The following is a 25,283-nucleotide window of genomic DNA, read 5'->3' as shown; positions in this document are numbered from 1 at the left end:
AACATCACCGCGTGGCGCAACATCCTGCTTGAGTGGCGTCCGTGGAAGAAGAACAAGCCGCTGTCCGAGTCCACTGTCGGGAATATGGTCGGCCAGGTGTGCGGGCTGCTGAAGCGCGCACACAATGACGGAATGATCGGGCGGGTCCCGGTCGTGAAGATCCCGAAGACCGCTCCCATGACGTCACCAACGCGCCAGGACCTCCTCACGGTCGAGGAGGTCGCCGAGATGATCTCAGCCATGCGTGACGGGCACCGCGCACCCCGGGACAAGAGCGGTAAGCGCAAGCCCGGCGCGAAAGACTACCCGCCCCGTCCTGATATCTCCCGGATGATCGAGGTCGTCGCTGGGGTTGGCTTACGTGTGTCGGAGGTGTGCGGCCTGCGGGTGTGTGACGTCGATACGATGCGGCTGACGATCACGGTGAACGGTCAGGTGAAGCCCGGTGGAAGGGAGTGGCTGCCGGTGCCGAAGTCGGAGAAGTCGCAGCGGGATATCCCCGTGCCGCAGGGCGTGATTGACGTGATCGTGCAGCAACTCCAGGAGTCACCACAGAGGGACCGGACTGGTCCGATCTTCCCGTACACGGGAGACGCCCGTGGGGAGGAGAAGCGCCTGTTGCACGACCGGGCAGATAAGGGAAATTACATGCGGCGCTTACACGACGTGCACGGTTTCAGGGAGGTCGGCATGCACGACTTCCGGCACTTCTACGCCAGCGCGCTGATTGCCGGCGGTGCGACCGTGGCAGAGGTTCAGGAGGCCCTGGGGCACGCGAGGCCGATGACGACGCTGGAGACCTACACCCACCTTTGGCCAAAGCGGGACTCGAAGCTGCGGGATGCTGCAGGAGTGCTGTTCGATCTGGTGGCGGCAGAACGGCGGCAAGGAGCCGCTGCGCCGCAACCTACCGGCGACGGCTTGAAGGCTTTGTAGCAGGTCAGCGCCACTATTCCGCGCTGGGGTCCTCGGTCCGGCTCTTCTTGATCTCGAAGAAGTGCTCGTAGCTGCCGAGGGTCACCGCGGCGTCGAACAGGACACCGGCCTGCTCGCCACGGGGCACCCGGGTCAGCACCGGGCCGAAGAAGGCACGACCATCCAGCTCGATGACCGGGGTACCCACGTCATCGCCGACCTTGGCGATCGCCGTGGACTGGTAGCTGCGCAGCGCCGGCTCCCAGGAGTCCTGTCCGTCACCACGGGAGTGGGCGGCCGCCGCGTAGTCGGCGGACAACCCGACCTCCTCGAGCGCCTCGGCGATGAGGTCGTCGTAGCCGCCCTCGCCCTTGCGTCCTCCCTGCCCGTGGTCGTGGATACGGGTGCCCAGGGCGGTGTAGAGCGCATCGACCTTCTCCGGCTCCTGGGTGGCCACCGCGGCGGCGACCAGGGCCGGGCCCCACGCCGCCTCCATGCCTGCCGCGTACTCCTCCGGCAACTCACGACCCTCATTGAGCACCGCGAGGCTCATCGGGGCGAAGGTCACCGTGATGTCTCGCACCACCTCGACCTCCTTGATCCAGCGGCTGGTGACCCAGGCGAACGGGCACGTCGCATCGAAGTACAGGGTGACGGGCGTCGGGGTTGCGGTGGATTCAGTCATGGCGGAGTCCTCTCTCAGAGACGGTTTGTCGCAGTCTTGTCGCGGTCTGGAAATTCTGTTTCCACCAGCGTACTCCGCGTGTCGGACCGGCTTCATGTGACAAGACTCTCCTCCCGAAACAACTACGTGTCCGGTGCGACCGCTAACCTGTCAACTATGAGCTCAACCAATCTGACCCGATCCGAGGCCGCCGAACGGTCGAACCTGATCACCGACACCCACTACGTCGTCGATCTCGACCTCACCGAAGGCGGCGACCTGGACCACAGGACATTCTCCTCGGTGACCACCGTGACCTTCACGGCCACCACCGCGGGCTCAACCTTCATCGACCTGCGCGCCGAGGAAATCACCAGCGTCACGCTGGACGGGGAGGACATCCTGTCCTCCGCCGTTCCCGGCGATGGGGAGGGACGCTACGACGAGACCCACGGCCTGCAGCTCACCGACCTTTCGGCAGGACGCCACGAGCTGACCATCGTCGCCGAGTCCCTGTACTCCACCACCGGCGAGGGCCTGCACCGCTTCCAGGACCCGGTGGACGACGAGGTGTACATGTACACCCAGTTCGAGGCCGCCGACGCCAAGCGTGTCTTCGCCTGCTTCGACCAACCGGACATCAAGGCCACCTACGATCTCGCCGTCCACACCCCGCCGAACTGGACGGTGGTCACCAACAACACCGTGGACACCGCGTCCGGCGCGGACCACCACGCCGGGGCGACCACCCACCGCGCGATCGTCGACTACCCGCTGTCGACCTACCTCATCGCCTTCTGCATCGGCCCATGGCACCACGTCACCGATCAGTGGACCGGCTCGCTCACCCCCACCGCCGAAACCGCGGACGTCACCGACACCCGCCTGGTCCCCGGCGGTGAGATGACCGTTCCGCTGGGCATCTTCGTCCGACAGTCGCTGGCCGAGTACCTCGACGCCGACGTCATCTTCGACGTCACCAAGCGCGGCTTCGACTACTACGCCGAGCACTTCGGGGTGGCCTACCCCTTCTACAAGTACGACCAGATCTTCTGCCCCGAGTACAACATGGGTGCCATGGAGAACGCCGGCTGCGTCACCATCCGCGACGAGTATGTCTTCCGGTCCGCCGCCAGCCACTACGAGTACGAGCGTCGCGCGGACACCATCCTCCACGAGCTGGCCCACATGTGGTTCGGCGACCTGGTGACCATGCAGTGGTGGGACGACCTGTGGCTCAACGAGTCCTTCGCCACCTGGTCCTCGGCCATGGCGCAGACCCACGCCACCGAGTACGAGACCGCCTGGGTCACCTTCAACAACAAGGAGAAGGCCTGGGCCTACGGCCAGGACCAGTTGCCGTCCACCCACCCGGTGTTCTCCGGGGCCAACGACCTCGTCGAGGTCGACGCCAACTTCGACGGCATCACCTACGCCAAGGGCGCCTCCCTGCTCAAGCAGCTGGCCGCCTACGTCGGCCTGGAGCCCTTCTTCGCCGGCATCCGCGCCCACTTCGTCAACCACGCCTTCGCCAACGCCACCTTCGACGACCTGCTCGGAGCCCTGGAGAAGGCGTCCGGACGCGACCTGTCGGACTGGGCCGCCCAGTGGCTCAAAACCACCGGCATCAACACCCTGGCCGCAGACACCGTGATCACCACCGCCGCCGACGGCGCCGACATCTACTCCGACTTCGCCATCGCCCAGTCCGGCGCACAGCCCGGTGAGGATGACACCCGCACCCACCGCCTCGCCGTGGGCCTCTACGGCCTGGACGGCGAGGAGGTCACCCTGCGCCGCCGGGTGGAGCTCGACGTCGCCGGGGAGTCGACCGACGTCCCCGACCTCGTCGGCGAGCGCACTGCCGACCTGGTGCTGGTCAATGACAATGACCTCACCTACGGTTTCATCGCCCTGGACCCGGTGTCGCTGACCACCGCGGTCGAGCACATCGCCGGGATCACCGACCCGATGGCCCGGTCGCTGATCTGGTCGGCGACCTGGCAGATGACCCGCAACGCCCAGATGCGCGCCCGTGACTTCGTGTCCCTGGTCGTCCGCGGTGCCCACGCCGAGACCCAGCTCGGTGTGCTCGAGCAGATCCTCGCCCAGGCGATCGGCGCGGTGGAGAACTACAGCGATCCGGCCTGGCGCGCCGAGGGTCGTACCCAGCTGCTCGCCGGTTTCCGCGATGGTGCCGAGTGCACCGAGGGCCAGGCCCGGCTGGCGTTCGTCCGTGCCTACGCCAACGCCGCACAGGACGCCGAGTCCACCGAGTGGATCCGCGGCCTGCTCGACCTTGATGGTGCTGCGAGCGCCGCCGAGCTGCTGCCCGGCTTCACCGTCGACCAGGACCTGCGGTGGCGACTGCTCACCGCGCTGGTCGGAGCGTCCGACACCGGTGAGGGCACCACCCTCACCGCCGAGCAGGCCGAGGAGCTCATCGCCGCCGAGGAGGCCGCCGACAAGTCGTCCTCCGGCAAGATGAACGCCGTCCAGGCCCGGGTCGCCCGACCAGACGCCGACGCCAAGCGCGCCGCCTGGGACGAGATCACCCTGCGCGGGTCCAAAATGTCCAACCTGGCGCTGCGCTACACCATGGCCGGGATCACCCACGTCGGACAGGACGCCCTGCTGGAGCCGTTCGGCGCAGAGTACGTCGAACGGGCCACCGACATGTGGGAGGCACTGAGCTCCGAAATGGCGCTGCGCACCCTCGGCGGACTGTTCCCCGCCTGGGACGGCTACGATGCGCTGGCTGGACCGCTGAAGGACCTGGCGGACGCCGAGTCCACCCCGGCCGGCCTGCGCCGTGTGCTCAGTGAGGGCATCTCGCGGGCAGACCGTGCCGTCGCCGCCCGGGCCTTCGACGCGAGCTGACAATGACCGAGCAACCTTCGAGCCTGTTCGAGGCCATTGGCGGCGAGCCGATGTTCGACCGTATCGTCACCGAGTTCTACCGCCAGATCCCTGAGGACCCGATCCTCGGCCCGATGTACCCGGCCGAGGACATGGCCGGTGCCGAGGACCGGCTGCGGTGGTTCCTCATGCAGTACTGGGGTGGACCGCAGACCTTCAATGAGCAGCGTGGTCACCCGCGTCTGCGCATGCGGCACATGCACTTCCACATCAACCCGGCCGCCCGTGAGCGCTGGCTGGTGCTGATGGGAAACGCCCTGGCGACCATTCCCGAGGACGACCTGCCGGAACCCGCCCGCGCCGCCCTCTGGGACCACATGGTGCGCGTGGCGGACATGCTGGTCAACCGACTCGACTGACGAAAGCCACCGCAGGCCAACCGTGGACGACCTGCTGAGTACCCTGGCGCCCGGCGCCGACCTGTCGACGACCGGCCTGGCCGTGCTCATGATGGGGGCACTGGTCGCCGGCGGGGTCGACGCGATCATCGGCGGCGGTGGCCTGGTGCTGATCCCCCTCATCCTCGCCGTGGCCCCGGGCATGCCAGCGCAGGTAGCCCTGGGAACCAACAAGCTGACCGCCATGGTCGGCACCGCCAGCGCGGGCTTACGCATGATCCGCACCGTGTCCGTCAACTGGCGACTCGTCCGGGTCGCCGCCCCACTGGCAGCCCTGTGTTCCGCCGGTGGTGCCGGGCTGGCCACCGCGGTGACCAGCGACGTCCTGCGTCCGATCGTGATCGTCCTGATGCTGGTCATCGGGGTCTACGTTGCACTGCGACCACAGTTCGGACGCACCGGCGACACCGGTGAGCACCCTGTCAGCCGCGGACGCCACCTCCTCGCCCTGGCCCTGGCCGGGGTGATCGGCATCTACGACGGTTTCTTCGGCCCCGGCACCGGGATGTTCCTGATCATGGTCTTCACCTCGGTGATGTCCCGGTCGCTGATCCAGTCACTGGCGACGACGAAACTCGTCAACACCGCCACCAACTTCGGCGGGCTGGTCGTCTTCGCCCTCGGCGGTCATGTGCTGTGGCTGCTGGGCATCCTGCTGGCGGTGTTCAACGTCATTGGCGCCCAGGCCGGTGCCCGACTGGTCCTGAACCGTGGGACCGGGTTCATCCGCATCGCACTGCTGGTGCTGATCGTGGTGATGTCGACGAAGCTCGTCATCGACATGGTGGGCTGAGCGCGATGTTCAGTCCTTCTACCCGGCTCAGTTCGGTGACGCCCAATTCAGTGACGGGCTCAGTTCGGGGACGGGATCCGCGCCAACCCACCCGGACGCGGCAGGTACACCGTGCCGAACAGAGCGTCCATCCTGATCCAGGAACCGGTCGTGCTGATCCGCACCATGTCGTAGTCGGACATCTCGGCCTGCTTCGGCTCCGCCGCCAACCCCAACGCCCCCACCGCGGCGACGACCCGGCCGGTGATCTCCACGATGCCGGACTCATGGCGGCTCGTCAGCCGCAGCAACGGCTGGTCCAGCAAGGACGGAGGCAGTCCGGCTGGCCCGGAGTGTGCGTCCGCCTCCTTCTCCATCTCGGCGAACAACGACCGGACGTCCGCCCCGGGCACGGTGTCGACCACGGTGAAGCCCGTGGCGGGCGGCGGCGTGCCGGTCCACAGCATGTCGGCGCGTCCGGTGAATGTCAGGACCTCCGCCCCGGCAGCAGCGTCCCCGGCAGCGGCGAGGACACCAGGCACCCCGTCGGCGAGTACCACCGCGCCGTCCTGCGACGGCACCGCGTGGACCCGCTCGGCGACGATACAGCCCAGCGGGGTCGAGAAGATGATGTCGGTCGCCTGCTCCCCCACGGCGACGAATCGTGCCATCGCCCCACTGTCCATCCGCAACACCCGGGTCGCCACCGTGGCGGTCCGATGCAGCGTCGCAGCCTGCGCCCTGGCCGGGCGGGTCAAGGTCAGAGTCACGGTATCAGCAGTGGCCCCGGGCCCGGACGTGGACGCAGGATCGCCACCAGTAAGGTTGAAAAGCATGTCCCCCAGAGTAACCGCGAAAGAGTAACCCCGAAGAAGCAGCCCTGAAGATCCGGTGGGGCTCTACAGGCCGGTGTCGGCCTGGTCGTCCTTCTTGGCCTGGGCGGCCGGACTGTTGTCCTCGTCCTCGATGGGGATCATGAACATGTTGATGACCTTCAGGTCACTGTCCGACCACTCGCGGGTCTTCCCGGAGATCGGATCCACACCGACGTTGACCGTGTCGACGACAGCGACTTCACGGTGCTGGGCATTGCGGATGACCTGGCGCATCTTGAAGGACTTCTTGCCCACCTCGTACATGAAGGACTCGACGACGACAGCAACTTCGCTGGAGGAGAGAGCCTTCTTGTAGTCCACCGAGGCCCAGCGGACGACAAACGCGGGCACGGCCATATCGATCTCGGTGACGACATCACGGACGAAGTCGATCCGGGCGTCCTGGGAGAACTCCAGGTACGCCGCATTGTTGACGTGCTGGAACTGGTCGAAATCCGCCCACCGCAGGTTGATCCTGGTGCTGTGGTACCGGTTTCCCGATTCCTCGTGGTCAACAAATGTCATCGCATACTCTCCTCACAACGGGGCCGGGCCCCAGCGTTTCGGCGCTGAGGCCCGTGCCCCCGGCGCAGCCCCTCCGGAGCTCCGGAGCTCCGGAGCTCCGGACATCCGGGCACCCGGACATCCGCGAAGCGACCACACACCTAGAATTTTTGTCTGGTAACAGACATACTATCGCGAAAGTCGGCGATGCGTTACCCGGGACGGCTTCGCGGCCTCGGCGCCGAGACGCTCGACCTTGTTCTTCTCGTAGTCCTCGAAGTTGCCCTCGAACCAGAACCACTGGCCCTCGGCGACGTTGCCCTCCCACGCCAGGATGTGGGTACAGGTGCGGTCCAGGAACCAGCGGTCGTGCGAAATGACCACCGCGCAACCCGGGAACTGCTGCAGGGCGTTCTCCAGGGAACCGAGGGTCTCGACGTCGAGGTCGTTGGTCGGCTCATCGAGCAGGATCAGGTTGCCGCCCTGCTTGAGCGTCAGCGCCAGGTTCAGGCGGTTGCGCTCACCACCGGAGAGCACCTTCGCCGGCTTCTGCTGGTCAGCGCCCTTGAAGCCGAAGGCCGAGAGGTATGCACGCGACGGCATCTCGTTCTGGCCGACGATGATGTAGTCCAGGCCGTCGGAGACGACCTCCCACACCGTCTTCTCCGGGTCGATGTTCGCGCGGTTCTGGTCGACGTAGCTCAGCTGCACGGTCTTGCCGACCTGCACCTCGCCGGCATCCGGCTCCTCCAGACCGACAATGGTCTTGAACAGCGTGGTCTTACCGACACCGTTCGGGCCGATGACACCGACGATGCCGTTACGCGGCAGGGTGAAGGACAGGTCCTTGATCAAGGTACGGCCGTCGAAGCCCTTGGTGAGGTTCTTGACGTCGACCACCTGGTTACCCAGACGCGGCGGGGTCGGGATCTGGATCTCCTCGAAGTCGAGCTTCTTGTACTGCTCGGCTTCGGCGGCCATCTCCTCGTAGCGCTGCAGACGGGCCTTGTTCTTGGCCTGACGGGCCTTGGCACCGGAACGCACCCAGGCCAGCTCCTCCTTCAGGCGCTTCTGCAGCTTCTGGTCCTTCTTGCCGGCGACTGCGAGGCGCTCGGCCTTGGTCTCCAGGTAGACGGAGTAGTTGCCCTCGTAGGCGTGCAGCTTGCCGCGGTCGACCTCACAGATCCACTGGGCCACGTGGTCCAGGAAGTAACGGTCGTGGGTGACGGCCAGGACGGCACCCGGGTAGTTGGCCAGGTGCTTCTCCAGCCACAGGACGCTCTCCGCGTCCAGGTGGTTGGTGGGCTCATCGAGCAGCAGCAGGTCGGGCTCGCTGAGCAGCAGCTTCGCCATCGCCACGCGGCGACGCTCACCACCGGAGAGGTGGGTGACCATCTCCTCCGGCGGCGGGCAACGCAGGGCGTCCATCGCCTGCTCGATCTTGGAGTCGATCTCCCAGGCGTCGGCGGCGTCGATCTTCTCCTGGAGTTCGGTCATCTCCTCCATGAGCTCATCGGTGTAGTTCGTGGCCATCTCCTCGGCGATGGCCTCGTAACGGGTCTTGACCTCGAATATCTCGCCGAGCCCCTCCTCGACGTTGCCGCGGACGGTCTTCTCCTCGTTCAGCGGCGGCTCCTGCAGCAGGATGCCGACGGTGGCGCCCGGGTCGATGAAGGCCTCGCCGTTGGACGGCTGGTCGATGCCTGCCATGATCTTCAGCAGCGAGGACTTGCCGGCACCGTTGGGCCCCACGACGCCGATCTTGGCGCCCGGGTAGAAGGCCATGGTGACGTTGTCGAGGACAACCTTCTCGCCATGTGCCTTACGAACGTTCTTCATCGTGTAGATGAACTCGGCCAATGTGTTCCCTCCGGGTAGCTCGGCTGCGTCAGCGACGGTGCGCAGCCCTAGACATATTCGACTGACGAGCCTACCCCACTGCGGGCGCGCCGCCAGAAGCCGCCGCGTCCTGCCCGCCCCCCCCCGGCGCGCGCGGCGGCGGTGCGCTGCTGCCGGAGTCAGCGGCGCCGGTGCGTCCTGAAAGACAACCGCGGCGCCGGTGCGTCCTGAACAATTGCGACAACTGCGAACAACCACTCTCGATCGAGAATCTCGTGAAGCGCTTCGCTCGCAGGATTCTCGATCGAGAGTGGTTGTTCGCGGCACGCAGCTCTCACGCTACAACGCAGGGTGCCGCGCCCAGATGCCCTTCCCCTGTGGCCCGGGGACACTGACATTCTGCCGACTCATCCTGGACAGCACGACAGCACGAAGGTCCTCGGCGATCAGGTGCGGCGCCTGCTCCACGCAATCACCGGTGTAGGTCCTCAGTACCCACTCCAGGTGAGTCAGGTCGTCACGTTTCCAGGTGTCCTTGATGAAGTTGCCACGGCGCGAACCCGATCCGCCGGGGGCATGGTAGGTGTAACTGTCGATCTCCACCGCGACCTTGGCCTCCGGTATCACCAGGTCATAGCAGTAGTCGCCGACCTTCACATTGGTCAGCAGGGTCACCGGCAGGTCGGCCAGCGCCTCCCGGATGATGTGGAACGCCTGTTTCTCCAAGGCACTTGCGACACCAACACCCGCCCCGGCGATCAGTTCTCTCGCCCGTTCCCGTCCCGAGTTCAGCGCCGCCACATCGCGTTCAAGTTCTTCACCGACACCAATTCCGGCATACATGCCGCCCAGGAACTCCCCGAGTTCCGCTGTTGAAACGTCTGCGTCCACAGCCGCTTGGATCGGAGTGACCAGTGCAAACTCTTGCCGGTATCTGAGCAGATCAGGCACTCCCGCAATGACGATGGATTCTGCGGTCCGTCGGCTTCCCGTGCGGTGTCGGGCATGTACCGGCCACTGCACCTCCCGGCTCTCGTAGATCTGCACCGCCGTCGCTCCGGTGTAGACCAGCCCTCGAACTGTCGCCAACGCTTTCAGTCGCAACTCACTGTCGGGTTCAGTGCCGCTGTAGATTCCCCAAGCCAACTGGAAGAGTTCGCGTTTGTCGACTCGTGTGCGGACTTGTGCCCGGGTGCAGTCCCGTAGCAGCTCCTTCGAGGTCCACATTCTTGCCATGTTTCCCCTCCTTACCGGCGGTGATGGTGCGGTGCGACGCATACTGTGGACTCACGGCCGTCCCTGAACAACCACTTTCGATCGAGCATCCCGTGAAGCGCTTCGCTCGCAGGATTCTCGATCGAAAGTGGTTGTACGACGGTGGCTGTGTGGCCCCGCTCAGAACGGGGCGAGGGCGTCCTCGTTGTCGGACGCACCGTTGGACGCCGCGGCACCGTCAGTGCCGACGCTGTCGAAGCCGCCGATGTTCGCGGACGCCTCGGTGTTTTCGGCGCCGTCAGCAGCGTCGGCATCGGCGGCGTCGACCTCCTTCACCGGACGCTGCCACTTCGACTGCGAGTGGCTGAGGTCCAGGCCGACGTTGGTCGCCCGGACCCGCCAGATTTCCTCGAAGTACGGCTCCCCCTTCGCGTTCTTCCGCGGGTTGTCGGGCTTGAAGCTGTAGCTGGTCATCCGACCGGCGATGACCAGCGGCGCCCCTTTGACGACGCAGGACAGGACGTTGTCACCGAGCTTGCCCCAGCACTGGACGTTGATGAACAGGGGCGACCCCTCCTTCCAGACACCGTTGCTGTTCCAGCTTGGCGTGGACGCCATGCGGAACGTCACCAAATCCTCGGTACCATCGCTGCGGCTCGGGTGTGATGCGGCGAATCCCGTCATCGTGACGGACATCTGCTGCTGTGCCATGTGAAATCCTCCCCCCAGGTTCCCCCGGGACTCATCCCCGGCGATCGGTGGAGATGGTCCCCACCTCATGTCTCCCCCGGGTCCACCTATCGTCCCCCGCCCTGAACGTGCAGGTCAACACCCCTGTTTCCAATGTGGACAACCCTGGCGAAACTCGCTGCCGGTTATCCACACGACGCGCTGACCTGCGGTCTACGACTCCTCGTCGGTCGTTTCCGTGGGATTCGACGTTTCCGCACCTTCCGCACCGTCGGCACCGTCGGCACCTTCCGCACCGTCAGCGGCATCCGTGGGGCCCTGCGACTTCGCGCGCTGCCGCTGGCTACGGTGCGCCTGCTGCTTGGACCGCTCCGAGTGGAGGTACCCCTGCACCTCACCCTCCCGGTACTCGGCGCCGTAGTACGCCTCGGCGGCGTCGTCGCGTCCTACCTCCAGGCCGGCGAGCATCGCATTGTAGGACGCCAGGTCGGCGTCGTCATCGCGCTCCGCCTTGCGGTCGAAACGGGCGGCCTCCTTGCGGTCCTGCCGCAGCCACTGCACCGCATGCGCGGTACTGACCAGGAGCAGCGGCAGCTCACTGAGCCCCCAGGCAACCGCACCACCGGTGTGCTGCTGCTCCATGAGGTCCACCTCGAACGGCAGCTGCAGCGACAGGTAGTAGTCCTCGGCAAGCGGGGCCTGCATCTGCATCATCGCGATGCCGAACCAGGCGTGGAACGCCATCGCCGCCAAGGTCATCAGCAGCTTCATGAACGGACTGAGCTGGCGCGGGGCGGCGTCCACACCGATGACCACCCAGTAGAAGATGTAACCGGAGATCAGGAAGTGCAGGATCATGAACACGTGCCCGGCGTGGTTCGACGCCAGGTCACTGAACAAGTCCGACAGGTAGAAGGCGTAGAAACCGAGGACGAACTGCAGCGCGGCGACGATCGGGTTCGTCAGGAACCGTGACAACGGGTTGTTGATGAACACCACCAGCCACTCGCGCGGGCCGGGCAGGCCGTTGCGTCCTGCCGGTTTGAAGGCGCGCAGCAGCAACGTCATCGGCCCACCGAGCACCCAGAACACCGGGATGAGCATGGTCAACGCCATATGCTGCAGCATGTGCGGGGTGAACATCGCCATCGCGTACATGCCCAGCCCGGAGCTGGTGACGAAGATCAGCGTAAGGTTACCGACTGTCCACCACACCAGCCGGGAGGTCTTCCACTCCACGCCGCGGCGTTTCACGGAGAAGAACGCCCACATGTACACCGCCTGCAGCAGCAGGGCGATGGTGCCGAAGACCAGGTCGAAACGCCAGTTCGTCAGGACGGCGACCAGGCTGAAGGGTTCGGAGATGTCGAAGCCCATGATCAACTCCGCCTGGCTGATGTCGGCGACGGCCTCCACCGGTGGCGGGATACGGGTCAGCGACAGCGCCACGCCCACCGTCGCCGCCATGACGAACACCTCGACCAGGGCGATCCGGATGAACGGTCGACGCCACCAGGCGTCCTGTCCCCCAGCGTCGAGCTTCGGGATCGTCCAGCGGCGGTGGGCGAAACCGAACCACGCCAGGATCAGGGTGAGCACCGTCTTGACCACGATGATCCGGCCGTAGTCGGTGGTGAACCACTCGGTGAACGACAGTCGGATTCCGGCGTTGATCAGCCCGGAGACCGCAATCCCGATGATCGAGCACAATGCCAGGAAACTGTAGCGTCGGGTGATCCCCGCCAGGTGCGGGCCGCGGCGGGCGGCGTGGGCGACCAGGGCCATCAGGCCGCCGATCCACAGGCAGGCGAGGATGATGTGCCACAGCAGCGAGTTCACACCGTAGTCGTGGTTGCCGCCGGACGCCGAGTGCCCCTCGAGCGCAATCGGCACCAGCGACGCCACCGAGATGGCGAAGAACACCGGCTGCCAGATCCACTTGCGGGTCAGCAGCGATGCCAGGCCGGCGAGTCCCGCGATGATGGCGATCCACATCATCGCCTTCGCCACGGAGACCTGCTGGACCGCCACGCTCCACATGTCCGGTGCCAGGGCGTCCCGCAGCGGGTAGCCCGAGACGTCCGACAGGTACAGCGGGATCAGCAGCAGGGCGCAGACGGCCCAGGCGAGCATCGCCCAGGTTCCGGTGCGGGACGCCCGGAAGCCGTCGAGGTCCAGGTAGCCGTCCTTGCGGGGAGCCGCGCCGAAGGCGCTCATCAGGAAGGAACCGATGCCGAGGCAGGCCAGAATCGTGCCGATGCCGCGGACCAGCGGCACGCCCCAGGTCGTGGCCTTGCCGGGGTCGGGCACGCCGAGGGCGGCGAGGGAGTCGCCGCGGTAGGCGTCGCCGATGAGTGCGGCGATCAGACCCGCCATCACTGCGGCGATCAGGTAGATCCCGACCGGGGATCCGAGACGCCGGCGGGATTGCGCGGCATCCCGGGGGGACGGGTCAGACGGGTCGTTCGGGGACGGGGAGGACGGTGAAACTGGCGTGTCTACAGCCGCATCGGACATGCACGTCACCCTACCCGCCGGTGGCCTGTTACCCCGATTCGTTCCCCCGCCCAGGTGGTGCACTACGATGAATGACCGCACACCATGCGTGCATGCCTCCGTAGCTCAGTGGATGAGAGCAACCGGTTTCTACCCGGTCGGTCGCGGGTTCGAATCCTGCCGGGGGCACCGAGAAAGCCATCTACCAGGCCCTACACTGTCGGAGATGACCTTCACCACTCCCAAATGCGGGCATCTTGTACTTGAACTTGTATTTGGAGTTCAGGAATCACTTCACTGCGCGGGGCCGGGGGCGCTCGATACGAGCGCTCGCGGCCTTGGAGGTCAACTGCGAGTAGTCGGTGTAGTGCTTCGCCGCGACTGCCGCGCCGTGACCGAGTTGTGCAGTACGGGTCTCAACGTCCATCCCTGCGAGGATCATCATCGTCTCCCGAGTGCGCCGCCACAGATGCAGTCCATGGTCGTCCAACTTGCGGATGCCGGTGGCTGTCGCGGCTCGGTCATAGAGATCACGGACAACCTTGGCGGAGTTCGATGCATCCCAGATACGCGTCGGATTGGCGGGGGCACCGATGACATAGTCGTTCGGGTCAGGGGTGCGCTCGAGATGAAGTTCCGCGAGGTAGTCCTCGACGCGATAATCGCTCACGAGGACGTCACGCGGGATCATCTGTCCGGCGACGCGCTTCGTGTGGGCCAGGTGCACCACCGTGCCGTCGTCGGTGTCGGTGATGTCCGCCCACCGGAGGTGCTGCAACTCAGTCTTACGGGCACCCGTGCCAGCGGCGAGGACGGTGAGGGTGATGGCGTTGCGAATCTTGGCGATACGATCGGCAGCACGGTACGGGCCGCGCTTCGGCTCCTTGACTCCCTCCTTGGGATCGAGGGCCAGGAACCAGGCCAGGGCCGTCTCGTACTCATCGCGAGTCAGGGCCTCCTGGGACTTGCCCCGATCAACGCGCTTGTGCCCGGTGATCTTGAGCTGACGGGTGAAGGTCTTCGAGTCCATCGGATTCGGGTAGCCGCGCAACTCGAGAGGTCCGTAGACGTGGTTCATCAACGCGTTCTTGGTCTGGCGGGCCCGCTCCGAGCCGTGGAGCCGTGCAACCTCTTCGAGGCAGTCCTTCAGGGTCACACGGGCACCGATCTCCGGCGAGACATCGGTGATGTCGCGGATGTTGAGGCCGTCGAGACTATTCGGGTGCCCTGGACAGGCCTTGTCATTGCAGGCGCCGAGGGCGAGGTTCAAGACGTCCGAGTAGGTGCGCACCGTGCTGGGTGCATAGTCCTCAGCTTCAACCTTTGGGATCGAGACGGACTCGATGAAATCAGCGACTGGGTCGTCAGGCTTCCAGCGTCCCGTGACCTTACCGGGGCGTGTGGCCTGCTGCTTCGCCGCCGTGATCGCTTCACGAGCGTCGGCGATACGCCGCTCTGCCTCCTTGGCGGCGTTGAAGTGCGCCTCCGACTTCGTGCGCCCGGTCTTGACGATCCGGATGGCTTGCCCCTGATCCTTGGGCAGCTTCTCATCGTCGTCAGCCAGCGGGACCTTCGCCTTGCAGGCGACCTGCCAGGTGCCGGATGCGGTGCGAGTCTCCCCCACCCGGTACGCGGTGTGTTCTCCAACGGGGATCGGTGCTCGGGATGCGGTCTTCTTATGCTCTGCCATACACAAATACTAGTTGGTATCAGGTTTGAATGCCACCGACCAGCAGGATTGAGCTGCTGCAGGGCTTGACGGGCTTCAATGAGCTGCTATAGTTGCATGCAGATGGCCTCCCGTTACGATGCGAGTCTCGTTTGTCGGCAACCTCGTTGTCGGCGATGATCCCGCATCGGCAGCCACCATCGCATAGGGAAATGCGCTGGGTGGCGAAATCGAATCCCGGGGGATACACCGGCGGTACAGATTACCGTGCGGACGAAGGTAACGCGCCACGATGAAGATCCCTTCCCAGGGAGATTTGTCGTGCGTAAAACGCGTACCGCAATGCGGGAAGCCCGCACCACCATCATGTCCTCCGATGGTCTTGAGCGACTGTCGCTGAGGCCCAGCGAGGCAGCACGCGTAATCGGGGTGACGCCGAAAACCCTGAGCAATTGGCGCGGACGAGGTAAAGGCCCCTCCTACGTCAGAGTCGGTCAACGCGGGATCTTCTACCGCATTGAAGACCTCGACGCATGGCTGTCATCTCAGGTCGTCGGGGGTGCAGCATGAGTCGCCGTCGCTGGCCGTTCACCGCCCAGATCGGCCAGCCCGCACCGGACCCGACGGAACATCCCGGGTGGGACAGCAGGCTCGTCGACGACAACCCTCGCGGGACCGAACGGGCTGAGTTTGTCGTCCTGGATCGACGGGTCTGCAGGAGCACCAAAACGGCCCCACAGGCCCCGAAATCTGGGACGCTAGGAAATAGCGTCCCAACAATCTGCGACGTTTCCGCAGGTCAGGATACGGGGTCAAGTTCCACCTGGGGAACCCCAGAATGCGATCTTGACCCCGACCCCGCCGAGACGGGTGCGTCAGCACCCGTCGTGGGTGGGTCGGGTGCCTCTGGTGTCGGTGCTGTCGTGTTCTCAGAGCTGCCCTCGGTCGCGGCGATGGTGTCGGGTCGTCGGGTCCCGATGGTGGGGTTCGACACGGAGTTCGCCACGGTCAACGGTGAGCGCGTCATCGCCAGCTATCAGTTCTGCGTGGTCGATCCCGAGGACCGGGACCTCATGGTCCAGATCGTGATCCTGCCGCTCTCGGGACGACGCATCCGGTTGAGCACTGCCCTCCACCAGGTGTGGCTGTCGGCGCGTCTGTGGGAGCATCCGGCAGTGAAGGCCAAGGGGGTCGGTGTCGATGGTGTGCCGGTCTCGCCCGTCAGTGGTCCTGGTGACACGGTTGGTCAGGCGTTCCTCGACAAGATCTACAGTCACGGCAGCGTCCCGTTCGTGCTGGTCAGTCATTACGGCAGCGCTGACATGACGACGTTCTGGGACGGCCGCAACGAGCAGGACATCCTGACTCGCTTGACCAGCGCTGCGGGTGGTCTGGTCACCCTGCAGCCCGTGCGGGTTCCCCGCTACGACGCAAAGCGTCGCAAGTGCGTGCCTTTCACGCTCTCTGTCATCGACACGATGGCTCAGGCTCCCGCAGGTCAGAAGTCTCTGGCGGCGTTGGGAATGAACTGCGGTGTGCCAAAGCTGGAGGTACCGGGTGACTGGATCTCCCGGATGCACGAGTACAGGTCGGAGAACCTGGCCGCCTTCCTCGACTACGGCATCAACGATGCGGTGATCTGTGTGGAGTACCTGGCGCGTGTCTACGGTGATGATGTCCTTCCGCCGGTGACGCTGTCCTCCGGCGGGGCCAAGGCGATGGTCGCCTCTGCCAGCGAGTACTGGGGCATCACGAAACAGGAGTTCAAGCTGCGGTTCGGTGGTCTGGTCAAGACCGAGGAAGCCTCTGAGGTCGTTGACGTTGGTGAGGGGTTGTCGTACTACGTCAAGCGTGGTCTGCAACCCGTCGACGGTCAGGCGAGCTCGTACTTGAATTACGCTGCTCAGGCGTACCACGGTGGGTTGAACAGTTGCCCGACGCCGGGGTACTACACCGGGCACACCGTCGACGTTGATGCACAGAACGCCTACCCGACCGCGATGGGCGCTGTGCTCGACCTGGACTTCTCCCCCGGTAATGGGCTGGGTGTCGTTGAGGAGGTCTGGAAGGACCGTGAGTTGACCCTGGCTGACGTGCCGGACCCGACGGTGCCAGTCACCGCGTACGTGCGATGGGAGTTCCCCGACGACGTGGTGTACCCGTGCATCCCGGTGCTGGCTGACTCGACGATCCTGTATCCCCGCACCTCAGAAGGCATCAATGGTGCATACGTCATGGGACCGGAGTTGTGGCTGGCGCTGAAGCTCGGTGCCACGGTGTACTGCTCGATGGGGTACAAGGCACGCGTGCTCGCCGGACCCACCGGCGGGGCGTCCCGGGTGCTGCGTCACGGCGTCGCCCAGCTGATCACCGACCGCAACCTGGCGAAGAAGGTGTTCGGGAAGAAGTCTCTGGAGGAGACAACGCTGAAGAACGTCGTGAACAGCATCTACGGCAAGACCGCGCAGGACATCAGCGAGCACGCCGGGTGGAACGCCATGGCGCAGGTGATGGAGTCTGTGGGCGGTTCCTCGATCTCATCGCCGCACCACGCTGCCACGACGACGTCGCTGGTCCGGGCACAGCTGCACGCCGTGATGAACCAGATCACCAACGCCGGGTGCCGGGTGTTCTCGGTGACCACCGACGGCTTCATCACGGACATGCCTGTCGACCAGGTCGAGGGCTTGGACCTGTACGGGCTGGCTCCGGTGCTCCGCGACTCCCGCGTCGCGTTGACGGGTGACCCGACGATCTGGGAGGCGAAGCATGAGCAGGAACGTCTGCTGAACTTCACGACCCGCGGGAACACCAGCCTCGATCCGACCGGGGTCAACGCCCACAACGGGTACAAGATCCCTCGTGATGTGGTCGAGGACTCGATGGCGGACCGTCAGCTCATGCATGACCTGGTCGTCACCCGCGAGGGTCGCATCCCGAATCCGGGCACACAGTTTCCGAGCTTCCAGCAGCTCAGCGACCGGTACGACCGGCGCGACTTCCTGCCCTTCCCCCGGGGCCGCAACCTGTCGATGGACTACGACTTGAAGCGCCGGCCAGCGATGGCGTCGATGGCGGGCGTGGTCGTGGCCGACAGTGACGGCGACGGCCAGTACGAGGTGGCGTCCTTCGACACCGAGCCGTGGAGGACAGTCGCTGAGGCCACTCGCGGACGTGAGGTCGGTAAAGAGATCGGTCGTGAAGGATGCCTGCGGACGGTCGAGCAGTGGGAGCACTGGGACCTCCAGCGGCGACACGGTGCCCGTGGCCGGTCGCTCAGGCACCCGGCGCAGGCTATCCTGCGCTCGATCCTGATCGGGTACCGGCACGGGATGATCGACATCCCCGCGCTCGACCGGCTCGGGACCGTCGCTGAGCGTTGTGCATGGCTGTCTGGCTGGGGACTGGGCCGGGTTACCGAGAGCCAGTGGAAGAACGCCCGGCGGCCTGAGCGGGTTTCCACGATGCTCCCCATTGAGGATCTCGGGGACTGGCCTGAGCGTCTCCGCAGTGCGCCAGTCGACTACGACACACAGGACGTCGCATGAGCGCCGTGGCTGGTTTGCCCCGTGGGCCGCCGAGCGGCCCTGCAAGACCAGAGACACAACATCAAGACGTGCGGATGCTCCGCACAGAGAGGATCGCAGAGACATGCTGCGTAACACGATTAACACCGACGTCGACCACGAGTCCGACGAGGCGAGCTGCGTCAACTGCGGACACCCCGCCGGTGATCACGCAAACGGCGACTTCGGCAGCCTGCCCGTTGCCGCCGGGGAAGTTCAGTGCAGTCAGTGTAGGAGCACGACTGACAACGCTGTGGAACTGTGGGGTGGTGAGTGGGTCGACGGTGATCCTGACGCGTGGCTTGAGGGGTACGCGTGCAGTCCCGAGTGCTTCGTCGCGCTGTTGTCAAATGCCGTCGATCCCGGCTATAGAAGGGCCCGTCTGGCCCTCTTGAAGGGCTGCAAGGCTGACGGAGATGACGGTCTCCCGCGCCCGTTCGGATTGACCAACAACACAACCGAGAAGGAGAAGTCATGACGAAGAAGTTGACCAAAAAGCAGCGCATCAAGGCGCTGACCGACAGTGGCATGACCCGCGTTGAGGCGGAGTTTCAGATCGCTGAGGAGGATCTTGCAGAGCAGAACCAGCGGATCGAAGATACAGCGCTCGGCATCATCAAGCGCGACCACGCAGAGGTCTGGGAGCTGGTTGTTGAAGAAGCCCGTGATGTCGTCGTGAGGCCTTCTCGGCGCCGCAAGAAGGAGTCGGAGGGTGCCTCACACGACACTGCAACCGGTGCCTCGGTACCGGTGTCAACGGATGCTGAAACCTCTCCGACGTACCCGCAGCAGAGCGATTTCAGCATGTAGACGTAGCGCATAAAACAAACCCCGCGGTCATCGCCGCGGGGTCTTTTTGTGCGCCCAGACGAGGCTGCGAGGCGGGGTCCAGGGGCGCAGGACGCCGAGCGCAGCGAGGTGTCCGAGAGCCCTTGGCCGGGGTCTCCAGGGGGCGGAGCCCCTTGGGCCAGATGCCGAAGTGAGCGTCAGCGAGCGAGGGAACCTACTTGGCTCGAAACGAAGTGTAGAGACAAGTAGGCAGCTGGCCCTGTCGTTGTTGGTGTGATAGCGTGGAACACAGCACCAACAATGACAGGTAGGGGGCGCCGAGATGGCCGACGCGAAGCGGCGGACACCGCGCAAGCGCAAGGCTGAATCTGACGTGCGGAGCACGACGGTTCAGACGCGCTGGAGCGAGGCGGAACTGGGGCAGCTCGACCGCGTCTGCGGGCGACTGAACCAGGGCCGATCCTCGGTGATTCGTCGTGCTGTGGACGCGCTCGACGCGTCCGCAGATGGACGCCGTGAAGCGGTGTTCGGGAGCGGCGATGCGGCGCTAGTAAACGCGCTCGCGAGAGTGCGGGGAGAGCTGAATCGCATCGGCGTGAATGTGAACCAACTCGCCCGCCGTGCGAACGCTGGAGACCACGTCGACAGCGCGGATTTGATCGGTATTGAACTCGGCCTCGAAGAGATTCGAGAGGTTCTGCACCAGCGTCTCGGTCCGACCGGACAGACGCTGTGAGTACGCTTGTCGGTTCGCACCTGCGACGCCCCGGCGTGCCTGGATGGGTGCGCTACTGCGGTCGTCTTGAGCTTCCCGCGGACGAGCGAAAACGAGCCGTGCCGGTCACGATCTCCGACATGGGCGAACCGTGGGACGCCGCCCGTAACATCGAGACGTTGCTTAAGGGGACACCGCGAACCAACGGTGGTGAGTCGTTGGTGATGTCGTTCCCTGAGTACGAGATGGACGTCAACAATCCGGAGCACCAGCAATGGGTGGGGCAGCTCGCGTACGAGCACGCGAAGCGTGCTGCGCCCCACTCCCCTGCCATGGTTTTCGTCCACACTGACAGCCATGGGAAGAAGCTGCACGCCCACGTCCTGATCGTCAATCACGACGTGGAAACCGGACTGAGCAATCAGTCCAAGATGGACATCAAGCACCTGCGCAAGATCAACGACGGCCTCATGCGCGAAGAGGGTCTGGAGGTCTGCAGCGAGCGTGATCTGTCGGTCTCGCGGTCCTGGGCGGAGATCATCGCGAACCGAGAAGCTGAGCTAGATGGTGCCGATGAATTGGTCAAAGCGAACCCGTCTGCGAAGGTCGACAAGAACGCCACGCCGCTCACTGTTGACGATGCACTGACCCGCGAAACGACGCGTCAGTACCTCGCTCAGGAGATCAACGCAGAACTTACCGATCAGGCTTCGCAGAGCGCGAATGTCACGCCCGAGACGCTGTCGAAGGGTCTTTACGAGAATCGCCACGTCAGCATGACAATCCTGCCGGATAACGGTTACGGGCACACCATCACATATGGTGCCGTCGACGAGGACGGAAAGACAGTACGCAACAGCACCGTGAGCAAGACGGGCAAGACCCGCAGCATGAAGGTGGCGGCCAAAGACAAGCAAATGGGTGCCGCGTATTCCTACGAGGGCATGGAGAAGCTGATCTCGCAGCGTGTTGAGTATTACGACCGCGTCCGTGAAGAGGAAGCCACGAAGGCGGCGCCGAAGCTCCGCATGCCGGAGACCACGGCGGAGCAGCGAGCTCGTGCTCAGCGTGTCAGGGACGCGCTTGCTGAGAAGCGCGGGGCGACGCCGCAGCGCAAGAGTTCACAGCAGTTGTTGGACGCACAGCGGGAGACGAACGAGGAGCGAGCAGCGACACAGCCGACGCCGATGAGCCCGAAGAATGCCGTGCCGAGTCCGGCGACAGAGTCGGTCGACGCTGTCGGTGAACCGCGACAGGAGGCGGATGCACAGGTCGCCGTCGATGCCGGCGAGGCTGCACGACGGCACCGCAAGAAGGCGCAGAACGAGAGCGAGGCCCATGAGCAGAACCAGCCTGTAGCACCGGACCAGGACCACGACGAGGCGATGCGTGTGGCGCTTCGCCGCACCCCGGCTGAGTTGGTGCACGCGGCGCAAGGTGTGCGGGTGACGAAGGCGGGTAAGACGGTGAGCGCCCACGCCAGCATCAAGGGGGTGCTGCGTGGATGGTCTGAGCGAGGGAAGCTGCAGGACGTGCCGCCGGGTCAGGCATACATGAGCGCGGTGGCAGCGCACGAGCAGACGGGCGTCAGTCCGGACCTCGGCAAGATGATCCGCAGGCAGATGAAGCGCAACTACTCGGATCAGTTCGGGGCGCTGAGCGGACACGCCGGGGAGAAGGACTTCAAGGAGTTCTGCCGTCCTCGGTACGACGGTCCTGACACGCGCTCGCCGTCTCAGAAGACAGCCGCTGATAAGCGACGGGACCGATTCACCAAGGCGCAGAAAACCCGGGCGAAGGACACCGGCCGCGGTCTCGGAGACTGACCTCGCTCACAGAAAAACACCCGGACCCCGTGACGGGTCCGGGTGTTCGTTGGTTAGAAGACCTGCACGCCTTCACGCGCTATCGCAGCACCATGGGTCGAGTTGACGTCCTCGCAGATCAGCATCGCCTCGGTGGAGGTGCAGGCGAAGTCGCCGTAGCTGACACTCTCGCCGTAACCGATGACCTGCGGCGACGTACCTCCGAGGGTGACTTCGGCGTACGGCCCCGCGTCGTTGGTGACACGGAAGTCCGCCGCACCGTTCTCGATCACCACCGAGGACGGATCACGCGGGTTCTCCTTCTTCATACTGATGACGTCGCACCGCAGCGTCGTTCCTGCAGCGCAGGTGATGTTTTCGCTTGGCGTGGTGAACACCGCCATATCTTCGCCGCCCAGGGAGCCGACAGAGGTCGCGGGCTTGGCACCGGCAACATCGACACCGGTGTCGTGGGAGCGGTTGTTAGGGTCGCGTTCGACGCGGTCAGCCCGGTCATCACTGTCGCTAGCTCCGGCACCTGCGGCAGGATCACCGCCGGAGCTACCGGAGTCGCTGTCGGGGCTTCCCGTTGGATTCGGGCCGCTCGGACCTTCGGAGTCATCCGGTCCGGGTGTTTCCGTGCTGGTGACCTCGCCGTCGTCACTGGACGCGCTGGCGTTGAAGTCACCGCCGTCCGCGGCCTGGTCGCTGTCGTCGCTACCGCAGGCGGTCAGCGAGACAGCCAGGGCGGCTGCGGCGAGACCTGCGGTGATACGGGAAATGCGTGTCGTGATCATAGTGAAGTCCTGTGGGTGTGCGAGCCGTCAGAAACAGCGGGGATGGGTGGTTCTCAGTCCTTGTAGGGCGCGTCGAACCGCCACCCTCTCGGCTCAGGATCGTTTTCGATGTCAGCGGAGCTGCCGACCTCAGTGGACAACACGTAGCCCGTGAAGTCGTCGAAGTCGGCGGTGTCGACGTCTACGGAGCGACAGGCGGAGACCGTTGTCGAGCGGTCCGACACGCTCAGATCGGCATACCCACCACCCTCCCTCACTGCCTGTGAGGGGTCGGTCGCCCGAATGACTCGTTCCATGGAATTCTGGATCTCATCGATCTCGTCGAGAGTCCCGGCCCCGACAGGTATCATGACCTGGTTAGTTGAGATGGTGGGGCCGAGGTGGCCACCGTCGATAATGGGGTTCAGGTCAAGTTCTGGCTGCCCGAGGGCATCGATGAGCATGGACTCCAGGTAGTCCTGAGGGTCGTCCGGCCTGTTGGTTGGTTCTTCGGGTTCTTCAATGACCTTCGCCGTCATGTCGTAGCAGAACAACACGGACGAGAGGTTGCGCTCAGCATCTGGGTGGCCCTCTGGAGCGTTCGGGTCCGAGTCCCCCATAACATCCATGGTTCGCGGGTTGTCGACGGTCACCGTGTACCGGCCGCCGTCCTTGCCTCGTTGGGTCGATCCATCGTCAAACTCGTACTCGGTCCCTGTGCGGATTTCCAGATCGCCCCCAGCGGACAGGAAGTTGTACTCTGCGAAGCCGTCTCGGGCCGAATCCACCGCAGGATTCTCGCCGTTGTCGTCCTCCGTGGACACTCTGGTGCCACCACCACCGGTGGCGCTGGTGTTGCCGTCATCATCGTTACCGCAGGATGCCACCCCTGCACCGACTAGGCCGAGGACAGCAACGCCAGCCACAGCGGTCCCGGCGACCTTCGGCTTCCGATCTGTTCGGTAGAAGCGCCTCACCTTGTCGACAGCAACCGTGCTGACAGCGCTCAGCGAAGCCGGAGGCTGCTTGACGTCCTGATAGGCGAGCCCCCGCAGCTGGTCGATGTCGATGCTGGCACTCGGGTTGGCCAGGCGCTGGTCATACATCTGGCGTCGGGTCGGGTTTCCGAGGATGCGTCGTGCCACCGTGAGCTGCTCGTGAGTCGCCTTGTCGTCCCAGGACACGCCACGGAGACGGTGATCCAGCTCGGCAGCCAGCTCGGACGGTGTTTTCGAGCGGTCAAGGTCAAGGTCGTGATAAAGGTCGATAGAAAACATGAAAACGCTCGCTCTTCGTGCGTAGTGGGTGATTCTGATACGTTCTTGTGGTGTGACAGTAATTGCATCACAAAGTTGCCGCAAAGCCTGTGAGGAAAACTCCCTACGGTGGGTGTATTTCGTGCCGTCTTTCAGTACCGGCACCCGTCGGGCAGAATGGTCTGCGTGCCACAGTCGCCCCGCTTCCTTACACAGGAGCAGCTGGCTCGACAGGAGCTCCGACGCGTGACTCTCGGAGCGACCATCGCCAGGCTGCGGCGCGAGCGTGGGCTGACACAGGCCCAGCTCGCAGAGGCTGTCCGCATCCACAAACGCGGAATTATCCGTGTTGAGCAGGGGTCGACAAGCCTGACGGTCGACGTCTTATCCCGGATGGCTGATGCGCTCGGCATCCAACTGTCGGAGTTGTTCCGTCTCGTCGAACTCGAGGAGAACGAGAGCATGACCGACTCCGGGGACGCGTAGTAGCGGCGCTGAGTATCGACGCAACTTTGCAACCGGGGGCCTTGGGGCGAGCCTGAAGTGTTTCACGAGTACGTTTCTCCAAATCGCTGGACATAACGACACTCCGCACATTAGCTGGTCGGGGCACGTTTCTGCGTCCCTGGCTTGACGGGTATGGTAGGAATATCATGAGTGCACAGATACACGTATGTGGGTGATATTGGCCTCCGGGGAAAGGTCGAGAATCACCCACAGATGGGGGATAAAATGGGTCAGTGATTGTGGAAGACCCAGACGTCGTAGTCGGGGGTGTCGATGACGGTGTAGTCGGCTTCGAGGTCGCGGGCGTACGACTCCCAGTCGAAGTAGGTCACAGCCGCGTCCGGCGCACCGTAGAGCAGGTCGATGTCACCGGCGATCATCTCGGCGTAGTCGCGAAACGACTCGAACTCACCAGCGAAAAGCTCGTTGAACTGCTGCTGGTTGGGGGCGTCCTGCGGGTCTTGGATCCACTGGTTCTCGATCCACGCGAGATACGCAGCGCGCCACTGCGGGTCGATGGCCTCGACGGCCTGGCCCCACAGGCTAGCGTGGTACGGGTCGATCTCGCCCCTGATCGGCAGGTTCTCGTGGTCCATCACCCACATTTCCTCGTGCTCGTCTGAACACGGCACGCCGTGGAGATGGTGCGGACGGACGTTGCCGGCATCGACGGCGTCGTACCAGCGTCCAACCAACTCCCCATCGCCATAACAAAATAAGCAGCCTATCCACACTCGTGGCGTGATGGTCATAGTGTCGGCGTTGAACGTCTTCATGGTTAGACCTCCCAGGTCTACGGGTTCCTGTTGGGCAACCCTGATCCCGGGGACCGGCCCCCGCCGTGTCCGACCCAAATACTAAATGTCAACTAGTGACGAGGCACCTTTTTAGCGAGCATTCCACTCGTTAGGGA

General features: G+C 64.6%; 22 protein-coding genes and 1 tRNA gene. 12 read left to right on the top strand and 11 right to left on the bottom strand.

The features are described 5' to 3' along the window. The coding region (locus tag ACTXPP_RS11490) for a tyrosine-type recombinase/integrase (RefSeq protein ID WP_443342192.1) at positions 1 to 936 on the top strand (936 nt) is incomplete at its 5' end. A gap of 13 nt (positions 937 to 949) precedes the next feature. Here ACTXPP_RS11490 and ACTXPP_RS11485 read toward each other — a convergent pair. Continuing rightward, positions 950 to 1,600, bottom strand: a complete 651-nt coding sequence (locus ACTXPP_RS11485) for a mycothiol-dependent nitroreductase Rv2466c family protein (protein ID WP_301498118.1) — start codon at positions 1,598 to 1,600, stop codon at positions 950 to 952. 156 nt (positions 1,601 to 1,756) lie between these two features. Here ACTXPP_RS11485 and pepN point away from each other — a divergent pair, with 156 nt between their 5' ends. The 3 genes from pepN to ACTXPP_RS11470 all read left to right on the top strand — a co-directional run bounded on the left by pepN (position 1,757) and on the right by ACTXPP_RS11470 (position 5,689). After that, positions 1,757 to 4,459 (top strand): aminopeptidase N, encoded by a 2,703-nt coding sequence (gene pepN, locus ACTXPP_RS11480; RefSeq protein ID WP_301498116.1) that lies wholly within the window; start codon positions 1,757 to 1,759, stop codon positions 4,457 to 4,459. A 2-nt stretch (positions 4,460 to 4,461) separates the two neighbouring features. Beyond that, positions 4,462 to 4,857, top strand: a complete 396-nt coding sequence (locus ACTXPP_RS11475) for a globin (protein ID WP_301498114.1) — start codon at positions 4,462 to 4,464, stop codon at positions 4,855 to 4,857. Between the two features lie 88 nt (positions 4,858 to 4,945). Next, positions 4,946 to 5,689, top strand: a complete 744-nt coding sequence (locus ACTXPP_RS11470) for a TSUP family transporter (protein WP_443342194.1) — start codon at positions 4,946 to 4,948, stop codon at positions 5,687 to 5,689. 59 nt (positions 5,690 to 5,748) lie between these two features. Here the strand turns inward: ACTXPP_RS11470 and ACTXPP_RS11465 are convergent, their stop codons facing one another. From ACTXPP_RS11465 to ACTXPP_RS11440, 6 genes are all read right to left on the bottom strand, one after another. Beyond that, on the bottom strand, positions 5,749 to 6,504 hold the full coding sequence (locus tag ACTXPP_RS11465) for a DUF8185 domain-containing protein (RefSeq protein WP_443342191.1): 756 nt from the start codon (positions 6,502 to 6,504) through the stop codon (positions 5,749 to 5,751). Between the two features lie 63 nt (positions 6,505 to 6,567). After that, positions 6,568 to 7,068, bottom strand: coding sequence for an acyl-CoA thioesterase (locus tag ACTXPP_RS11460; RefSeq protein WP_301499047.1), 501 nt, complete (start codon positions 7,066 to 7,068; stop codon positions 6,568 to 6,570). Between the two features lie 168 nt (positions 7,069 to 7,236). Beyond that, on the bottom strand, positions 7,237 to 8,907 hold the full coding sequence (gene ettA, locus ACTXPP_RS11455) for an energy-dependent translational throttle protein EttA (RefSeq protein WP_301524852.1): 1,671 nt from the start codon (positions 8,905 to 8,907) through the stop codon (positions 7,237 to 7,239). 318 nt (positions 8,908 to 9,225) lie between these two features. Next, on the bottom strand, positions 9,226 to 10,122 hold the full coding sequence (locus ACTXPP_RS11450) for a hypothetical protein (RefSeq protein ID WP_443342190.1): 897 nt from the start codon (positions 10,120 to 10,122) through the stop codon (positions 9,226 to 9,228). Between the two features lie 159 nt (positions 10,123 to 10,281). After that, complete coding sequence (locus ACTXPP_RS11445) at positions 10,282 to 10,812, bottom strand: single-stranded DNA-binding protein (RefSeq protein WP_301525324.1); 531 nt, start codon at positions 10,810 to 10,812, stop codon at positions 10,282 to 10,284. Positions 10,813 to 11,004: 192 nt separating this feature from the next. Further along, positions 11,005 to 13,308: a bifunctional copper resistance protein CopD/cytochrome c oxidase assembly protein gene (locus ACTXPP_RS11440; protein ID WP_443342189.1), complete on the bottom strand. Its 2,304-nt coding sequence runs from the start codon at positions 13,306 to 13,308 to the stop codon at positions 11,005 to 11,007. Between the two features lie 94 nt (positions 13,309 to 13,402). On the opposite strand from ACTXPP_RS11440, the gene ACTXPP_RS11435 reads away from it, so the two are divergent. Further along, positions 13,403 to 13,476, top strand: a tRNA-Arg gene (locus ACTXPP_RS11435). A gap of 100 nt (positions 13,477 to 13,576) precedes the next feature. Here the strand turns inward: ACTXPP_RS11435 and ACTXPP_RS11430 are convergent. Further along, positions 13,577 to 14,977 (bottom strand): tyrosine-type recombinase/integrase, encoded by a 1,401-nt coding sequence (locus ACTXPP_RS11430; RefSeq protein ID WP_443342188.1) that lies wholly within the window; start codon positions 14,975 to 14,977, stop codon positions 13,577 to 13,579. Positions 14,978 to 15,298: 321 nt separating this feature from the next. Here ACTXPP_RS11430 and ACTXPP_RS11425 point away from each other — a divergent pair, with 321 nt between their 5' ends. The 6 genes from ACTXPP_RS11425 to ACTXPP_RS11400 all read left to right on the top strand — a co-directional run bounded on the left by ACTXPP_RS11425 (position 15,299) and on the right by ACTXPP_RS11400 (position 21,852). After that, on the top strand, positions 15,299 to 15,526 hold the full coding sequence (locus ACTXPP_RS11425) for a helix-turn-helix transcriptional regulator (RefSeq protein WP_443342193.1): 228 nt from the start codon (positions 15,299 to 15,301) through the stop codon (positions 15,524 to 15,526). Between the two features lie 353 nt (positions 15,527 to 15,879). Next, the gene (locus ACTXPP_RS11420; RefSeq protein ID WP_443342187.1) at positions 15,880 to 18,504 is read left to right on the top strand and encodes a hypothetical protein; all 2,625 of its coding nucleotides are present in this window, start codon (positions 15,880 to 15,882) and stop codon (positions 18,502 to 18,504) included. Between the two features lie 103 nt (positions 18,505 to 18,607). Next, entirely contained in the window at positions 18,608 to 19,000 is a 393-nt protein-coding gene (locus ACTXPP_RS11415; protein WP_443342186.1) for a hypothetical protein, read from the top strand. Further along, positions 18,997 to 19,332: a hypothetical protein gene (locus ACTXPP_RS11410; protein ID WP_443342185.1), complete on the top strand. Its 336-nt coding sequence runs from the start codon at positions 18,997 to 18,999 to the stop codon at positions 19,330 to 19,332. Before ACTXPP_RS11415 ends, ACTXPP_RS11410 begins: the two co-directional genes overlap by 4 nt. Positions 19,333 to 19,633: 301 nt before the next feature. After that, positions 19,634 to 20,047 carry a plasmid mobilization relaxosome protein MobC gene (gene mobC / locus ACTXPP_RS11405; RefSeq protein WP_443342184.1) on the top strand — a complete coding sequence of 138 codons (414 nt, stop codon included), beginning with the start codon at positions 19,634 to 19,636 and terminating at the stop codon, positions 20,045 to 20,047. Then, positions 20,044 to 21,852: a relaxase/mobilization nuclease domain-containing protein gene (locus ACTXPP_RS11400; protein WP_443342183.1), complete on the top strand. Its 1,809-nt coding sequence runs from the start codon at positions 20,044 to 20,046 to the stop codon at positions 21,850 to 21,852. The genes mobC and ACTXPP_RS11400 overlap by 4 nt, the downstream gene beginning before the upstream one ends. A 53-nt stretch (positions 21,853 to 21,905) precedes the next feature. Here the strand turns inward: ACTXPP_RS11400 and ACTXPP_RS11395 are convergent, their stop codons facing one another. Further along, positions 21,906 to 22,628, bottom strand: coding sequence for a hypothetical protein (locus ACTXPP_RS11395; protein WP_443342181.1), 723 nt, complete (start codon positions 22,626 to 22,628; stop codon positions 21,906 to 21,908). Positions 22,629 to 22,681: 53 nt separating this feature from the next. Beyond that, positions 22,682 to 23,884, bottom strand: a complete 1,203-nt coding sequence (locus tag ACTXPP_RS11390; protein WP_443342180.1) for a hypothetical protein — start codon at positions 23,882 to 23,884, stop codon at positions 22,682 to 22,684. 225 nt (positions 23,885 to 24,109) lie between these two features. On the opposite strand from ACTXPP_RS11390, the gene ACTXPP_RS11385 reads away from it, so the two are divergent. After that, a complete protein-coding gene (locus tag ACTXPP_RS11385) occupies positions 24,110 to 24,349 on the top strand; it encodes a helix-turn-helix domain-containing protein (protein WP_443342178.1) in 240 nt (79 codons plus the stop codon). 251 nt (positions 24,350 to 24,600) lie between these two features. Here the strand turns inward: ACTXPP_RS11385 and ACTXPP_RS11380 are convergent, their stop codons facing one another. Next, positions 24,601 to 25,146 (bottom strand): antirestriction protein ArdA, encoded by a 546-nt coding sequence (locus ACTXPP_RS11380; RefSeq protein WP_443342177.1) that lies wholly within the window; start codon positions 25,144 to 25,146, stop codon positions 24,601 to 24,603. Positions 25,147 to 25,283: the final 137 nt, after the last annotated feature.

The organism is Candidatus Corynebacterium faecigallinarum (assembly GCF_052264515.1).
GTDB classification, from domain to species: domain Bacteria; phylum Actinomycetota; class Actinomycetes; order Mycobacteriales; family Mycobacteriaceae; genus Corynebacterium; species Corynebacterium faecigallinarum.
Note: the sequence above shows the minus strand (reverse complement) of the source record. Positions and strands in the feature narration are given on the sequence as shown.

Bases quoted from the DNA above. Each gene is read 5' to 3' on its own strand.
- ACTXPP_RS11470 (WP_443342194.1), top strand. From the start codon at position 4,946: ATGATGGGGGCACTGGTCGCCGGCGGGGTCGACGCGATCATCGGCGGC.
- pepN (WP_301498116.1), top strand. From the start codon at position 1,757: ATGAGCTCAACCAATCTGACCCGATCCGAGGCCGCCGAACGGTCGAAC.
- ACTXPP_RS11380 (WP_443342177.1), bottom strand. From the start codon at position 25,146: ATGAAGACGTTCAACGCCGACACTATGACCATCACGCCACGAGTGTGG.
- ACTXPP_RS11415 (WP_443342186.1), top strand. From the start codon at position 18,608: ATGCTGCGTAACACGATTAACACCGACGTCGACCACGAGTCCGACGAG.
- ACTXPP_RS11450 (WP_443342190.1), bottom strand. From the start codon at position 10,122: ATGGCAAGAATGTGGACCTCGAAGGAGCTGCTACGGGACTGCACCCGG.
- ACTXPP_RS11475 (WP_301498114.1), top strand. From the start codon at position 4,462: ATGACCGAGCAACCTTCGAGCCTGTTCGAGGCCATTGGCGGCGAGCCG.
- ACTXPP_RS11390 (WP_443342180.1), bottom strand. From the start codon at position 23,884: ATGTTTTCTATCGACCTTTATCACGACCTTGACCTTGACCGCTCGAAA.
- ACTXPP_RS11460 (WP_301499047.1), bottom strand. From the start codon at position 7,068: ATGACATTTGTTGACCACGAGGAATCGGGAAACCGGTACCACAGCACC.
- ACTXPP_RS11440 (WP_443342189.1), bottom strand. From the start codon at position 13,308: ATGTCCGATGCGGCTGTAGACACGCCAGTTTCACCGTCCTCCCCGTCC.
- ACTXPP_RS11430 (WP_443342188.1), bottom strand. From the start codon at position 14,977: ATGGCAGAGCATAAGAAGACCGCATCCCGAGCACCGATCCCCGTTGGA.
- ACTXPP_RS11465 (WP_443342191.1), bottom strand. From the start codon at position 6,504: ATGCTTTTCAACCTTACTGGTGGCGATCCTGCGTCCACGTCCGGGCCC.
- ACTXPP_RS11485 (WP_301498118.1), bottom strand. From the start codon at position 1,600: ATGACTGAATCCACCGCAACCCCGACGCCCGTCACCCTGTACTTCGAT.
- ACTXPP_RS11445 (WP_301525324.1), bottom strand. From the start codon at position 10,812: ATGGCACAGCAGCAGATGTCCGTCACGATGACGGGATTCGCCGCATCA.
- ACTXPP_RS11410 (WP_443342185.1), top strand. From the start codon at position 18,997: ATGACGAAGAAGTTGACCAAAAAGCAGCGCATCAAGGCGCTGACCGAC.
- mobC (WP_443342184.1), top strand. From the start codon at position 19,634: ATGGCCGACGCGAAGCGGCGGACACCGCGCAAGCGCAAGGCTGAATCT.
- ACTXPP_RS11425 (WP_443342193.1), top strand. From the start codon at position 15,299: ATGCGGGAAGCCCGCACCACCATCATGTCCTCCGATGGTCTTGAGCGA.
- ACTXPP_RS11395 (WP_443342181.1), bottom strand. From the start codon at position 22,628: ATGATCACGACACGCATTTCCCGTATCACCGCAGGTCTCGCCGCAGCC.